The organism is Butyricicoccus sp. AF18-9LB, from assembly GCF_027684505.1.
Classification (GTDB): domain Bacteria; phylum Bacillota; class Clostridia; order Oscillospirales; family Butyricicoccaceae; genus Agathobaculum; species Agathobaculum butyriciproducens.
The window spans coordinates 1-13,984 of sequence record NZ_JAQCWA010000030.1 but is presented as its reverse complement, the minus strand read 5'-3'; the positions used below and the strand labels follow the sequence as shown (position 1 = coordinate 13,984).

The window sequence follows — 13,984 nt, the reverse complement described above, 5'->3', positions numbered from 1 at the left end:
TGCGGTAATACTTGATGTATTACCGTGAAACTGCAACAAAGTCAGGGCACAAAATTTCCGCAAAGCACCGCCGCTTTAATTGTGCGGTGTTGCCTTAGTTTTAATATATATACTTAGGGCTTATTTGCTTTTCTTATTCGGCAGTTCACCATATGTTCTAAATTCGTCAATGCGATGATCTCCTACAAGGGACTGCATCATCTGCTTTGCGCTGGCGTTCAACCGGAGCAGTCTCTCACTCTGGGGGATTCCTTGGCGAATCAACTCCGCATTGATGCTTTCAAGATTAGCAAGAACGATCAATTGTTGCAGGCTTGCTTCATCCCGAATATTTCCTTTGGAATCCGGGTGTGTCTGGTGCCATTCCTTTGCCGTGATGCCGAACAGTGCAACATTCAGCACATCTGCTTCATCGGCGTAGGTAAAGCACTGACGCTGTGGGGTCACATCCGGCGGGATCAGTACATCTTTGATTGCATCCGTGTGGATACGGTAATTGATTTTTGCAAGTGTCCGATTCAAGTTCCATCCCAGCGCAAGACGGCTATTTTCGTCATTCTTCAGGCGCTGATAGTCCTTGATGATATATAGCTTGAATTCTGCAGAGATCCAAGAAGCGAATTCAAACGCAATATCTTTCTGCGCAAATGTTCCACCGTAGCGCCCGGCCTTAGAGATGATGCCGACCGCTCCGGTACCTCCGATCCACTTCTCCGGAGACATGGTGAAGGCATTTGATCCAGCCTGCGTTCTAAACCCGTCGAATTCGACGGGTTTAAATTCTGGGTTGTTGAGCTGTTCCCACAGCCCAAGAAATTCAATCGTGTCACGGTTACGCATCCAGTTTTTGATTACATTATCTGGTGCATCGCTCTTATAGCGCGCAATCTCCGTTTGAGAAAACCCATCCACTACAATGAGTGTCAAGAGCTCAAGATCCGCCTTTCTCAATGCTTGAAGCTGCTTGTAGATCGACGGATCATCGACTTCTTCGATCCAGCCGTACCTTGACGCTGTTGTGTAATCGTCCCAGTGGCTGACCGATTCCAAAAACTTTTTCATCAATGCGGACTTGTCCTCCTGCTCGGTGGAAGGCTCGTCAAAGATGCCGATGCCCATGTTCTGCGTATGAAGGCGGTATATCCTCTCCTGTTTGAAAACCTCCCAATCGAAGTCATGCATCTTCTGGATGGCGGTATCGGACATCCCTGCCGCTCGATACTCACGCCGGAGTCTTGCCCACAGCGTTTCAAACTTCTTCTTTTCAGCCGCGTAATTAAAGCCCATATATGCTTCCTCCGTATTCTGAAATTTGGTTGGCTGCAAATCTCGGAAACGGGTGGTGGGCCGCGGCAGCGGGGTTGCGCACAGAGCGCAAAAAAGCCCACAGCGACACCGCTGTGGGCATAAGGATATTTGTGGGTAACGATGGTGGACGGAGGCGGGGTATCCTCAAAAGGACGCAAAAAGTCAGGGCATCCGATGCCCGTCCTTAGAGGAATGAGGGTGGGCTGCCTTTGGACAGCATCGACAGTGCCGCGGATGTGAGGATACCTCATAAGAACCGCCTGTTCCGGCTTGGAGCCATGTTTTTCATTATCGTGCAGGTTCGGCCTCTGCGCTCAAAGCAGAAGATCACGACAGAAAAGCGGAGAGATTGCTGTATCGCAGTCTCTCCGCTTTCGACATGGATGGCTGTTCAGAAGTTCTGAACAGGGGGATGTATCAGATGGTGTTTTCTCAGTGGTCGAATGCCTGCCGGTTATTTCTTAGGCGGGTATAGAATGCTGCTTCGACTCCCATGTTCGTTGCCTACCGATTGGCCTCTTGTCCCTACATTTTGCTGACAACAGCCCTGATATCTACTACTATAAAAGCTATCCCTCGCTTATTCATCTGCCTCCGATCATCCTTCTGGAAATCGCTCATTTGTGCGCTTCCGTCGATAGCTGGACCATAGTTGAAGTCCCACTGGGACAAACGGGCTGGTGACGTCACATAGCTGCCATGTTCAGCCGGATGCATCTGCTCCTGTGTTCATTTTTGAAATGATGTCAGAGAGGAAGCTGTCTGCGTTCCCGGACCTCAGGTCCTTTTTCTGAAGCAGCAGCGCGCGTTCATCGTCGCAGACCACAAGCCACAAATGCAATGATTCAAAGACGCTCTTTATCCGTGTATAAGAGAGATGTTCTTCCTTCTCCTCTGCGCAGATCGTTACACCGGCATCCTCGAAGCGGATAATGGTTTTGAATTTTTCCCAATCAACGGCCCGCCGCAGCTTCAGCGCTTTCCACGCCTCCTTTTTGCAGGATGCCGGCATGCGCGGCGGCGTTCTTCCGCGAGCAAGGGCAAACTCCAGCAAACCTGCAATGATCACGGCTCCGCCCACAATGATTCCCGCGGTGGTTTTTGGCGGCATCAAACCAAGAATCAGCGTCAAAAGGCCCAGAGCCAGCAGGAACACGCCATAAATGCGGTAGCGCACCGTCCGCTTTTCGCGCGCCGGGCCTTTCGCGGCGTGAGTTCTGATGCGGTCTATCGCATTCCACATAGCAGGGCAGCGCCGCCGGCTTTCAGCTTCCAAACACTGGTGCAGCAGCTCTACGGTTTCTCTGTCCACAGCAGGGTCATCGTAGTTGCTTATTTGAAAAAGATACATGGTGCTTCTCCGTTTCGAAATCAGCTCATTGAGAGTGCCGGAAAATCCATTCACAGCATATCGGACTGCCCGACGGCAGTCCGATATGCTGTGATGTGCTGATGGTACTTTGCATAAGAATTGCCGACCGCTTGCATCCTATTTTTCAAACAGATGCAGCAGATATCCGTAGCCCTCGGCTTCCATTTTTTCATAGGGGACGAAGCGCAGGGCCGCACTGTTGATGCAGTAGCGCACGCCGTTGGGCGACTCCGGGTCGTCGGTGAACACGTGGCCGAGGTGGGAGTCTCCGGCGCGGCTTCTGACCTCTGTGCGGCGCATGCCGTGGCTCAGATCCTCTTTTTCCACTACGGCAGGGCCCTCGATGGGCTTTGTGAAAGCAGGCCAGCCGCAGCCGCTTTCGTACTTATCCGTGGAGGAAAAGAGCGGCTCACCGGTGACGACATCCACATAGATGCCCTTTTCAAACTTGTCCCAGAACTCGCCCGTGAAAGCGCGCTCTGTGCCGCTCTCCTGCGTAACACGGTACTGCTCCGCCGTCAGCTTGTCCCGGATGGACTCCGCCGCGGGCTTCTGATAGTCGCCTGGGTCGATGCGCAGCCGGGAAAAGAGATCCATCTCCGCGCGCGGGATGTGGCAGTAGCCGTCCGGATTCTTTTCGAGGTAGTTCTGGTGATATTCCTCGGCGGGATAGTAGTTTTTGAGCGGGCCGATCTCCACGAAGAATTTCTCGCTGCGGCCGCGCTCGATCTCCGCGATGCGCTTCACCGTTTCTCTCGCGCTTTCGTTGGTGAAGTAGACACCGGTCTGGTACTGGCTGCCCCGGTCGTTGCCCTGCCGGTTTTGTACCGTGGGGTCGATGACATAGAAGTACGCCATCAGCAGCGCGTCGAGGCTCACCTGCTCGGGGTCGTATTCTACCCGCACGGTCTCCCGAAAGCCGGTCTCTCCCTTGCAGACGGTCTTGTAATCGGCATCCGCCTCGCAGGTGCCGTTGGCGTAGCCGCTCTCGGCGTCGATGACGCCGGGGATGGACTGCATCAGCTGTTCCATGCCCCAGAAGCAGCCGCCCGCCAGATAGATGACATTGTCTGTGGTATCCATATAGGTGATCTCCTCGTCGGACCGGTCAAAAGCCGGGCCGTCCATGTTTGCTTCCTGTCCGCTCTTTTCCTTCGGCACAGTCTGCTTCCCGGCGGCGCAGCCGCTCAGCAGCAGCACTGCGGCGAAAAGCAGGGCTAATACACTTCGATACATCACGTTTCCTCCTTTCAGGGGAATCAGGGCTCACTCCGCCCCTTGCCCGCCGAGGGCAATGCAATGGCGCGCAGCAGGCACTTTTTTAAATCTCAGGTCAGCCCATATCGGCGGCAAGAGCCTGGTCGATGAGTTTTTGCAGCGTCTCCGCCTGCTTCTTTTCCGTGATGGCGCCTACGATGGGTTCACCCACGATATTGCCGCTGCGGTCGACCACATAGGTGGTGGGATAGGCAAAGATGTTGGTGGTAAACTTTCCCGCCTCACCGTCGGAGTCAAAATACACATTCTGATAGGTAGCGCCCTTCTTGGCAAGCACATCCTTCGCCTCGGCAATGGCCTTCTCGTCGCCGTCCAGCGTGAAGGTGTTGACGCCGATGAGCGCGCCGCCCTTCTTCGTCAGTTCCTTGTTCAGCGCGTCCAGCTCGCCAAGCTCACCCACGCAGGGATTGCAGGTGGTGAACCAGAAATTCACCACGGTGACGGCGTTGGCGGAGAACAGCTCGTCGCTCTTCACCGTGTTGCCATCCAGATCCTTGCCATCAAAGACGGGGAATTTCTGCATACTGCCGTCGTCGGGAGGGTTGCTCGTGTCGCTGCCCGCGGGCATGCTCATATCGCCGTCCATGGATTTCTGCATAATCTCAGGATACTTCTCTTCCAACTCGGTCAACTTGTTTTCAATATTGCTGATCTCCGTGGCTGACTCCTTCAGCCACTCATACTCCTCATCGCTGAACTCTTCCTTGGCGTCCTCGATGGTCTTGAGCAGGAAGTCGCCGTAGTTTTTGCCGTCCTCCTGCATGGTCATGCCCTTATCGGCCGCCATAAACACCTTCTCCCAGAGCTCAGTTTTTTCCGACAGGAGCGCGTTCTCCTGTGCCATGAGTTCTTTGTGCATGGCGAGCGCTTCCTCGGCGTTTTTCGCTTCGCCAGTCATGGCAGAGCCGTTGCCGCTCATGTCGCCCATCTTGTCATTGTTCTTCGTCCCGCAGGCCGCCAAGGCCAGCAACATCAGCACGGCAAAAGCCAGTGTAAAAATTCTCTTTCTGTTCATTTTGATTCCTCCATCGTTATTTTCTTTGTTGTGTCTTTCCCGTTGCCGAAGCCGTAGCGGAAGCTCACGGCGTTCGTTGGGCAGGCGCGGATGCACATTCCGCAGCGGATGCACTCGGTATGGTTGGGCGTTTTCGTCACATCCACATCCATCTTGCAGGCTCTGGCGCATTTCCCGCAGGAGACGCACTTATTCTTATCCACTTTCATCTGGAAGAGGGACACCCGGTTGAACAGCGCGTAGAACGCGCCCAGCGGGCAGAGCCACTTGCAGAACGGTCGGTAGAACAGTACACTCAGCGCAATCACCGACAGCAGGATGCTGAATTTCCATGTAAACAGCTTGCCCAGCGCCGCCCGGATGCCGGAATTGGCAATGGACAGCGGGATGGCTCCCTCCAGCACGCCTTGGGGGCAGAGGTATTTGCAGAAGAACGGGTCTCCCATGCCAACATCGTTCACAAGGAACGCCGGCAGGAGAATGACCATCACCAGCAGGACAGCGTATTTCAGGTATGTCAGCGGCTTCAGCCTCTTTGTGGAGAGCTTCTTTGTCGGGATTTTATGCAGCAGCTCCTGAAACCAGCCGAAGGGGCATAGAAAGCCGCAGATAAAGCGTCCCAGCAGGACTCCCAGCAAAATGAGAAAGCCTGTGATATAGTAGGAGAAGCTGAACTTGGACGATCCCACCACCGCCTGAAACGCCCCGATGGGACAGGCTCCGGAGGCCGCCGGACAGGAGTAGCAGTTCAGCCCCGGCACGCAGACGGTCTTCCCTGCCCCCTGATACAGTCTGCCCTTGAGGAAATTCGGCAGATGCAGGTTGGTCAGCAGCGTCGCCCCCGCCTGAATCCAACCCCGGAAGCGGGACACGGTCTGTGAAACGCCTGAAAACTTTTTACCCAATGCCCACACACTCCAGACATAATTGGATTGCTTTGCTCAGCACTGTCGCCGCCTCGCCCCGCCAGACACCGAAGCACAGCATGGCAGCTCCGGCCATCAGCAGCACGATCTGCGCCGCGGCCTTTTTCCCGCAGCTCATTTTCCATCACCCTTTCCGATTTTCTACCCCCATTATAGCGCGGGAGAGTTAAAGTCTCTGTTAAGAACGAAAACTTAAGGCAACTCTTATCTGTTTTTTCTATAATGAAAGCAACACAAAAACGAAGAAATAAAAAGTAGGGCTCTTATGCACCTTTTAGTAATTGAAGATGAACGCGCCCGGGGCGAACGACTATCTGGCAAAGCCTTTCCACTTGGCAGAGCTGGAGGCCCGCATCCGCAGCCTGACATTGCGGCAGTTCACCCAGCAGGATGTGCTGCTAAGCTGCGGAGGCCTGACCTTTGACACCCACTCCCGTACCGCCGCCGTCAACGGGCAGACGCTGACGCTGACTCGCAAGGAAACAGGGATACTCGAATACCTGATGGTGCATCAAGGAAGGCCAGTAAGTCAGGAGGAGCTGATGGATCACGTTTGGGACAATAGCGTGGACAGCTTCAGCAATTCCATTCGCGTCCGCATCTCCGCCCTGCGCAGAAAGCTCCGCGCCGTGCTGGGCTATGACCCCATCCGCAACCGCATCGGCGAGGGCTATCTGATGGGAGGCGAGGAGGAATGAGGCGGCTTTCCCTGCAGTGGCGCATCACGCTGATGACCGTCCTGCTCATCGGCATCACCTGCGTGGCCATGAATTTACTGCTGTGCTCCTCCGGTGTGTACTATATGGACACCATTGCGGACAGTTTACAGGGCGGCACGGTGATCCTGAATGATGGCGGAGCGGCGAGCTTTGACCCGCAGCTCATAGCGCCCAACGAGGAGTTGACCATCGTCGTCGATGGTGTGCAGGGGCGCTTCCGCACCACCAACTGGTACATCACGGCGGCGGTAACGCTGCTCAGCGGCAGTTCACCGGCAACGCCGCCCACGAGCTGCGCACGCCGCTGGCGCTGATGCAGGCGCAGCTGGAGCTTTTCTCCGCAGAGCATCCCGATGTGCGACCGGAGACGGCGGAGTTCCTCACGCTTTTGCGTGAGCAGACGGAACGGCTGATACAGATGACCAGGACACTTCTGGAGATGAGCAATCTGCGGCAGGTGGCGCGGGACTGAGGCTTTCTCTGGTGTGGGAGATCGCCGATCTCCACGGCGGCTCCATTTGGGTGGAGGAAAGCTCGGACAAGGGCACGACCATCGCGGTCGAGCTGCCGGCAAGGACAGAAAGCGATCCCTCCGGCGCGGATATCACATAACAGTCCTCGGCTGATTCATGGCGATCGTTTTTCAACCTCCACAACATTATCGCAGCAGCTCTCAATCAGTTCCCTGTCGTGGGTGATCACAAGAATGGTTCTGCCGTTCCGCGCTTCGCTTTTCAGCCTTTCCGTGATGAGGCGCATATTCTGCCCGTCGAGGCCGCTGGTGGGCTCATCAAGAATCAATATCCTGCGGCCAGAAAAAATGGCGCAGGCGATGGCAAGGCGCTGCTTCTGCCCGCCAGACAGGGTTGACGGGTGCGCATCCCTGTACTCGTAAAGCCCAAATTCTTTCAGCAAATGTCTGGTACGGTCTTTGTTTTCTTCCGTCAATCTGGTATTCAGCAGCAGCTCCTCCGCCACGCTTGCCATAAAAAACTGCGTTGACATGTCGTTGCCGCAGTAATAGATTTCCCTGCACCGGACTGCCGATCTTGCTTTTTTCCCGTCTATCAGGATATGTTTTGTCATTTTTTTGCGAGTAACTCTTGACAGTTCAAACTGTGTCTGATATAGTTACAGTATAAACTGTTATCAAAACAGACACAGTTATTTCGGAGGTGAATCTATGCGTCAGATATTGCTTTTTGCGGCACTTACCGCCTCGCTGGCACTGCTGGCTGGCTGCACGCTGTCCAAAACAAAAAAGGATACGGAGGACGTGGCAGAGAAGGCGGCGTATCATAAAATCAGCGCCGAGGAAGCCTATGAGATGATGGCCTCACAGGAGGTCGTGGTGGTGGACGTTCGCACCCGGGAGGAATACGACGGCGGACATATTGAAAACGCTGTCCTTGTCCCCAACGAAAGCATCGGGAGCGAAATGCCCGAGGCGCTGCCCGATAAGGAGGCAACGCTGCTGATCTACTGCCGCAGCGGCCGCCGCAGCAAGGATGCCGCCCAAAAGCTGCTGGCGCTTGGGTATCAGAGTGTCTACGACTTCGGAGGCGTCATCGACTGGCCCTACGAGCTTGTGAAGGAGGGATAATTGTGAACAGCTCCTTTAATCTGGCAGTCCACGCGCTGGTCTGCCTGAGCCACAGCGGACGCTCTCTCAGCAGCGAAGCGCTGGCGGAGAACATCTGCACCAACCCCACTCGCGTCCGCCGGGTGCTGGCGGGGCTGAAAAAGGCAGGAATGGTGGAGACCCGGGAGGGCCTGGATGGCGGCTACCGCCTGACGGCCGATCCTGCGAGCCTGACTCTGCGGCAAGTGGCGGAGGCGGTAAATACCCGCTTTGTGGACTGTGCGTGGCACAGCGGCGACATCGACCGGGACTGCGCCATCTGCTCCGGCATGGCGGGCGTCATGGACACGCTGTATCGGAACATGAACGAGGAATGCGCCGCCTATCTCTCGCACATTACGATCACAGATATTGAAACACAGCTTTTTACACAGAAATAGGAGGATATACGATGCTTACCATTACGACCAACAGCTTTGAAAACGACGTTCTCCGCGCGGACAAGCCCGTGCTGGTGGATTTCTGGGCGCAGTGGTGCCCCTACTGCCGCCGCATTGCTCCAGCCTTTGACAAGGTGGGTGAGCAGTATGCCGACACGCTTATCTCCGGCAAGATCAACTACGACGAGGAGCCGCAGCTCATCGAGCGCTTCGGCATCGACACCATCCCCACGCTGCTGCTCTTCAAGGACGGCGAGGTTCTCGGCTCTGTTGTTGCTCCCGCCTCCAAGGCGGCCATCGAGGCATTCATCAAGGAAACGCTGGCGCAGTGAGGACACGATTATGGAGCAGATCTATGATATGATCGTCATCGGCGGCGGCCCCGCCGGTTACACCGCCGCCCTGTATGCCGCCCGTGCCGGACTTTCCACGCTGGTGCTGGAAAAGCTCTCTGCCGGCGGGCAGATGGCGCTGACGGAGCAGATCGACAACTATCCCGGCTTTGAGGACGGCATCGACGGCTTTACGCTGGGCGAAAAAATGCAGCAGAGCGCGGAGCGCTTCGGTGCGGTGACGGAGCTGGCGGAGGTGTACAAGGCCAGCCTTTCCGGGGAGATCAAGACGCTGGAAACCAGCGAGGGCGTCTTTCAGGGCCGCACGGTGGTCATCGCCACCGGCGCGTCGCCCCGTCCCCTGGGCGTTCCCGGCGAGGATACGCTCATCGGCAAGGGCGTCCACTACTGCGCCGCCTGTGACGGCGCGCCCTATCGGGGCAAGACCGTGGCGGTGGTGGGCGGCGGCAACTCCGCCGCGGCGGACGCTCTCGCCCTGTCCCGTATTGCAAAGAAGGTCTATCTCATCCACCGCCGCGACAGCCTGCGGGCGACGAAGGTCTATCATGAGCCGCTGATGAACGCGCCCAACGTGGAATTCCGCTGGAACAGCACCGTTTCCGCACTGCTGCACGAAAGCCGCTTGACGGGGCTTCGGCTAAAAGACGTCAACACCGGCGCAGAACGTGACCTTGCCTGTGACGGCGTGTTCATCAGCGTGGGACGCGCCCCGGCCACGGAGCTGTTCCGAAGCGAGCTGGTGCTGGACAAGTCCGGCTATATCGTGGCAGACGAATCCACCCGCACGAATCTTCCCGGCGTGTTCGCCGTGGGCGACGTGCGTACCAAGGCGCTGCGGCAGGTGGTCACCGCCGTATCGGACGGCGCGGTAGCCGTCCACTACGCGGAGGAATATCTGGCGGAGAATCGGTAAAGGGCTGCAAACGATCCTCTCAACGGCAGTTCCTGTCCGTAAGCGATACGATTGTGAGCCTTTCCTCAAAAGAGCGCAGGGCATGTTAGATTAAGGAGATCATATATATGTGGCTGTTTTTCGGAATTTCTGCGATCATTTTTACAGGATTCAATCTGATTTACTCTTTTAAAAACAAGAATGAAAAATGGTTTAGATTCGCAGCCCTATCGTTCACTGCATTGACCGTATGTTCGTTTTATTCAGACGGAGCGATGCGTGTGCTAAATGAAGATTGGGGAGGCTTGATGGATATCATGCCAACCATGAGCAAGGCTCTGTGGGTGTGTGTAGGGATATCCATTCTATTAAACTCTGTTTCGCTCTTTCGAGAAAAATAACCACATTTCTATCTCAAGGATACCATCCCCGGCTGCACACGGCAGGTCTGTGCCTTTGCCGTAGCCTATGTGGAATTTAAAAAACTGAATGCCAATGCTTTATGATAAAGAAGCAGACTTAAAATGACAGCTTCGCACTGTTCCAACAGAGCAAAGGAGTGCCCCAATGGGCACTCCTTTTTCATAGCTTTACGCCTTATTCAGCAAGATTTGTAATAAGAATATCCTGAAATAGTTAAGCAGATTCCAGAAAAGAGAGAAATAAGCGTTCCGGCATGATTCCTCTAAAGACTTCATGCATAGTTTAGCAGCAATACGCAGTCCTTAGCCGTGCGCGGAGCTTCTGTTATCCGGGTTTGGACGCCAGCCGTCCATGAGCTTGTCATTCTCCATGATAAAGGGAGTCGCCGTATCCTGTCCCCACGAGGTGTCATATTTTCCCATAAGATAATCACTCAGTGCCGTTCGGTCGGCAAAGCGCAGCATCCGGTACGGCTCCTGAAAGGCAACCTTTTCTACAAAGTACAGCGTCCCGTCCTCTGCCGTCAAAAGAACGCCAACATGCCCGACAAACAGCAGAGATTCCTCCTCGGTCGGCTTATCGTGGAAGAATACCGTGATGAGACGGATTCTTTCATTCTCCCGAAAGGCAACGCCGCGGGAAGCCCATTCCTCTTGTACGGTTTGCACATGACGCTTGATCTCCGTGGTATCCTCCGCCTTCATGGAGGAATACAGTGCGCGGAAATCTGCAAGGCTGCTTCCGCCCAGCGCATCGGGATCTGTTTTCAGCGCTTCCTCGTCCGCAAACAGCACATCTTCACCAGCATTGATTTGAGAGTCTGCGCTCACGGAGAGGAAGTCCCCAAACAGGTTCATGGCGGTAATCCGGCAGTTATAGCCCGGAAACGTTCCGTTCTTCGCCGTCCATTCGTCCTGCATTGCGTAAGGGTCATATTTCGTATACAGCAGCTCCGCTTCCTCAAAGCCATCCGTAAGCCATTCCTGCTTCACGCTGTCATTAAAGCGGTCCACACGGCGGAAAAAGCTCTGAATACGCCCGTCCGGCACGCCTGTGTCGGAGAGCAGCTCCTTCAAAAGTTCCCTCGAACCACTGTCGTTCAGGTTCGTGTATTCAATTTTTTCCAATGCCGGACGCTGCTCGGCTGCGCCGCAGCCTGCAAGTACGGCGGCAATAAGCACAACACATATAATAAAAGTGATTTTCCATCGTGATCTCATAGTTCTAATCTGTCCTTTCTTTGGCGATTGCTCGATTTGCTAAGGTTATTATAGCACCGGATCATAAAACCTATGTTAAGATATACAAAGTGTTGCGGCTTTTGCAGCAAGCAACTTTCCTCACATCTCCAGGTGTTCTGCCATGAGAAGCATTATCTGGTGCAGGCGGTGTGTAGGAGTATCGAAGCAAAGAACAAAAAAGTAAACAGACAATCATGAGTGGCGAGGATAAATGCCATGCCTTCAATGATTGCTTTCAATAAAGTGCGGCTGCGGAGATGTTCCTCTCCGCAGCCGCATTACGGTTTGTCAGCGCTTCAGCAGCACCTTCAGATCCTCTTCCGGGGTGGTGATGGGAGCAATGCCGAAATTCTCTACAAGGTAGTTCAGCACATTGGGCGAGACAAACGCCGGCAGCGTGGGGCCAAGGCGAATATTCTTGATCCCCAGATACAGCAGCGTCAGCAGGATACACACTGCCTTCTGCTCATACCACGAAAGCACCAGAGACAGAGGCAGGTCGTTGACCCCGCAGCCAAAGGCATCCGCCAAGGCCAGCGCGATTTTGACAGCACCGTAAGCGTCGTTGCACTGGCCTACATCCATGAGTCGAGGCAGGCCGCCAATGGTTCCGAGATCCAGGTCATTGAAGCGGAATTTGCCGCAAGCAAGGGTCAGCACCACAGTGTCGGCGGGCGTCTGCTTGACAAACTCGGTGTAGTAGTTCCGTCCGGGACGGGCTCCGTCACAGCCGCCGACCAGGAAAAAGTGTCGGATAGCGCCGCTCTTTACCGCATCGATCACCTGATCTGCCACACCAAGCACCGCGCCGTGTCCGAAGCCGGTCATGACCGTGCCGCCGCCGTTGATGCCGGTGAACGGCTTGTCCTCGTTGTAGCCGCCAAGCTCCAATGCCTTTTCGATGACAGGGGTGAAGTCCTTATCCTCGCCGATATGCGTCATTTCCGGGTAGGATACCACCGCTGTGGTGAACACGCGGTCGGCGTAGCTTGCCTTCGGCGGCATCAGGCAGTTGGTGGTAAACAGCACCGGTGCAGGGATGTCGGCAAATTCTCTTTGCTGATTCTGCCACGCCGTGCCGAAGTTGCCCTTGAGATGGGCATATTTTTTCAGTTCAGGATAGCCGTGGGCAGGCAGCATTTCGCCATGGGTGTAGATGTTGATGCCTTTACCCTCGGTCTGCTCCAGCAGCAGCTTCAGGTCGTGGAGGTCGTGGCCTGTGATGACGATGAACGGCCCCTTCTCCACCGTCAGCGGGACAGTGGCAGGCGCGGGTGTACCGTAGCTTTCGGTGTTGGCCTTATCCAGCAACGCCATACACTTGAGGTTTTTCTCGCCCACCTCCATGACGATGGGCAGCAGCGCATCCATGCCCCAGTCCTCGCCTACAGCAAAGAGTGCCTTGGCGAAAAAGCGGTTCACTTCCTCATCGGTATAGCCCAGTACCATGGCGTGATGGGCGTAGGCCGCCATGCCACGCACGCCGAAAAGGATCAGAGATTTGAGGCTGCGAATATCCTCCTGCGCGTTCCAGAGCAAATTCATATCATAATCATCATTCCGCCCACAGCGAGAGCCGCAGCCAGAGCAGTTTGGTGCCAGTCGTTCCCTTTCCGCGTGCACCTGTTCGATCAACTCGCGAATGGTCTTTTCGTTGAAGTTCACATTAGTGACGGTGGTGAACAGTCCCTCGATCATCAGCCGCCATGTATCGGCATTGACCGGTGTATCGCCGTCCGTGGCTCTTGCCAGCCCAATGAGCGCGCCCGTCAGCTCGTCCTGATAAGCAAAACATTTTATGATCCATTATCGTTTTCCTCCTATTTCGGTTCAAATTATGTCCTTTTATCAGAAGCTCACGCCTCCTCGAAGAACTCCTTCCCACATTGCACAGGTGGCACACAAAATCCTCCGGCACCTCGCTCCAGGGCGTTCCGGGGGCGATGCCGCCCTCTGGATAACCTGCGCTCTCGTCATATTATCAACCGCAAAGACTGCATATATACTTCATTGTGCTTCTTCCTTCCTTTTTCTAATGATTTTGTTATTCTTCCACCAGCCGGCCGTCCACTGTTACGGTGACCACCTGCCACGGAATGAATTTTCCGCTCTGCTGGAGCGCCTTTTTCGCCGCCAGTTCCAGCCCGCCGCAGCAGCCGTTGCACTTCTCCTGATCGATTTCAATGATCCGTCGCTTCATGTTCGGTCCTCCTGTTGCTTTTCTGCGCTCATTGTACTATACTAAAGGCAACAAGTCGGTTGAATTTTCAACGAAAGAGGATTTTTATGAAAGAATTTTTTCCGGTACTCCACACCGCGGCGCTTTTCTCCGGCATTTCCGACGATGAGCTTGCCGCCATGCTCTCCTGCCTTGGGGCGAGGATCGACACCTTCCCCAAAGGCTCCCGCCTGCTCCGCGCCGGAGACGCGGTGGA

Annotated in this window: 16 protein-coding genes and 4 pseudogenes; 9 read left to right on the top strand and 11 right to left on the bottom strand. The window is 55.0% G+C overall.

Annotated elements, in window-relative coordinates:
* Window positions 1-120: 120 nt before the first annotated feature.
* From PGY33_RS12685 to PGY33_RS12660, 6 genes are all read right to left on the bottom strand, one after another.
* Window positions 121-1,287: a KilA-N domain-containing protein gene (locus tag PGY33_RS12685; RefSeq protein WP_442861230.1), complete on the bottom strand. Its 1,167-nt coding sequence runs from the start codon at window positions 1,285-1,287 to the stop codon at window positions 121-123.
* A 724-nt stretch (window positions 1,288-2,011) separates the two neighbouring features.
* The gene (locus tag PGY33_RS12680; RefSeq protein ID WP_118480757.1) at window positions 2,012-2,659 is read right to left on the bottom strand and encodes a YcxB family protein; all 648 of its coding nucleotides are present in this window, start codon (window positions 2,657-2,659) and stop codon (window positions 2,012-2,014) included.
* 138 nt (window positions 2,660-2,797) lie between these two features.
* A complete protein-coding gene (gene msrB, locus PGY33_RS12675) occupies window positions 2,798-3,763 on the bottom strand; it encodes a peptide-methionine (R)-S-oxide reductase MsrB (RefSeq protein ID WP_442865582.1) in 966 nt (321 codons plus the stop codon).
* Between the two features lie 250 nt (window positions 3,764-4,013).
* Window positions 4,014-4,973: a TlpA disulfide reductase family protein gene (locus PGY33_RS12670; RefSeq protein WP_270478911.1), complete on the bottom strand. Its 960-nt coding sequence runs from the start codon at window positions 4,971-4,973 to the stop codon at window positions 4,014-4,016.
* Window positions 4,970-5,845 carry a 4Fe-4S binding protein gene (locus tag PGY33_RS12665; RefSeq protein WP_442865581.1) on the bottom strand — a complete coding sequence of 292 codons (876 nt, stop codon included), beginning with the start codon at window positions 5,843-5,845 and terminating at the stop codon, window positions 4,970-4,972. The genes PGY33_RS12670 and PGY33_RS12665 overlap by 4 nt, the downstream gene beginning before the upstream one ends.
* Window positions 5,846-5,870: 25 nt before the next feature.
* The gene (locus tag PGY33_RS12660) at window positions 5,871-6,017 is read right to left on the bottom strand and encodes a CD1871A family CXXC motif-containing protein (RefSeq protein ID WP_270478907.1); all 147 of its coding nucleotides are present in this window, start codon (window positions 6,015-6,017) and stop codon (window positions 5,871-5,873) included.
* Between the two features lie 181 nt (window positions 6,018-6,198).
* Between PGY33_RS12660 and PGY33_RS12655 the strand changes: the two are divergent.
* From PGY33_RS12655 to PGY33_RS14565, 4 genes and pseudogenes are all read left to right on the top strand, one after another.
* A pseudogene (locus tag PGY33_RS12655) lies at window positions 6,199-6,597 on the top strand (response regulator transcription factor); the annotation flags it as partial.
* Window positions 6,594-6,932, top strand: a complete 339-nt coding sequence (locus tag PGY33_RS14575) for a hypothetical protein (protein WP_442861231.1) — start codon at window positions 6,594-6,596, stop codon at window positions 6,930-6,932. The pseudogene PGY33_RS12655 and the gene PGY33_RS14575, both read left to right, overlap by 4 nt.
* Window positions 6,932-7,090: a hypothetical protein gene (locus PGY33_RS14570; protein ID WP_442861232.1), complete on the top strand. Its 159-nt coding sequence runs from the start codon at window positions 6,932-6,934 to the stop codon at window positions 7,088-7,090. The genes PGY33_RS14575 and PGY33_RS14570 overlap by 1 nt, the downstream gene beginning before the upstream one ends.
* An 11-nt stretch (window positions 7,091-7,101) precedes the next feature.
* Window positions 7,102-7,230 (top strand): hypothetical protein, encoded by a 129-nt coding sequence (locus tag PGY33_RS14565; RefSeq protein ID WP_442861233.1) that lies wholly within the window; start codon window positions 7,102-7,104, stop codon window positions 7,228-7,230.
* 15 nt (window positions 7,231-7,245) lie between these two features.
* On the opposite strand, the gene PGY33_RS12645 is transcribed toward PGY33_RS14565, so the two are convergent.
* Window positions 7,246-7,704, bottom strand: a complete 459-nt coding sequence (locus PGY33_RS12645; RefSeq protein ID WP_243022933.1) for an ATP-binding cassette domain-containing protein — start codon at window positions 7,702-7,704, stop codon at window positions 7,246-7,248.
* A 97-nt stretch (window positions 7,705-7,801) separates the two neighbouring features.
* Between PGY33_RS12645 and PGY33_RS12640 the strand changes: the two genes are divergently transcribed.
* The 5 genes from PGY33_RS12640 to PGY33_RS12620 all read left to right on the top strand — a co-directional run bounded on the left by PGY33_RS12640 (window position 7,802) and on the right by PGY33_RS12620 (window position 10,286).
* Window positions 7,802-8,221 (top strand): rhodanese-like domain-containing protein, encoded by a 420-nt coding sequence (locus PGY33_RS12640; RefSeq protein WP_118480763.1) that lies wholly within the window; start codon window positions 7,802-7,804, stop codon window positions 8,219-8,221.
* Between the two features lie 2 nt (window positions 8,222-8,223).
* Complete coding sequence (locus tag PGY33_RS12635) at window positions 8,224-8,640, top strand: RrF2 family transcriptional regulator (protein ID WP_118480765.1); 417 nt, start codon at window positions 8,224-8,226, stop codon at window positions 8,638-8,640.
* 11 nt (window positions 8,641-8,651) lie between these two features.
* Window positions 8,652-8,972, top strand: a complete 321-nt coding sequence (gene trxA / locus PGY33_RS12630; RefSeq protein ID WP_118480767.1) for a thioredoxin — start codon at window positions 8,652-8,654, stop codon at window positions 8,970-8,972.
* Window positions 8,973-8,982: 10 nt separating this feature from the next.
* Complete coding sequence (gene trxB / locus PGY33_RS12625) at window positions 8,983-9,906, top strand: thioredoxin-disulfide reductase (protein WP_118480769.1); 924 nt, start codon at window positions 8,983-8,985, stop codon at window positions 9,904-9,906.
* A 107-nt stretch (window positions 9,907-10,013) separates the two neighbouring features.
* Window positions 10,014-10,286 (top strand): hypothetical protein, encoded by a 273-nt coding sequence (locus PGY33_RS12620; protein WP_118480771.1) that lies wholly within the window; start codon window positions 10,014-10,016, stop codon window positions 10,284-10,286.
* 324 nt (window positions 10,287-10,610) lie between these two features.
* Here PGY33_RS12620 and PGY33_RS12615 read toward each other — a convergent pair whose 3' ends face one another.
* From PGY33_RS12615 to PGY33_RS12600, 4 genes and pseudogenes are all read right to left on the bottom strand, one after another.
* Entirely contained in the window at window positions 10,611-11,528 is a 918-nt protein-coding gene (locus PGY33_RS12615; RefSeq protein WP_243022934.1) for a DUF4300 family protein, read from the bottom strand.
* 309 nt (window positions 11,529-11,837) lie between these two features.
* A pseudogene (gene hcp / locus PGY33_RS12610) lies at window positions 11,838-13,334 on the bottom strand (hydroxylamine reductase); the annotation flags it as partial.
* Window positions 13,216-13,515 (bottom strand): annotated as a pseudogene (locus tag PGY33_RS14560) (rubredoxin); the annotation flags it as partial. The pseudogenes PGY33_RS14560 and hcp, both read right to left, overlap by 119 nt.
* 78 nt (window positions 13,516-13,593) lie before the next feature.
* Window positions 13,594-13,704: pseudogene (locus tag PGY33_RS12600) on the bottom strand (4Fe-4S ferredoxin); the annotation flags it as partial.
* Window positions 13,705-13,984: the final 280 nt, after the last annotated feature.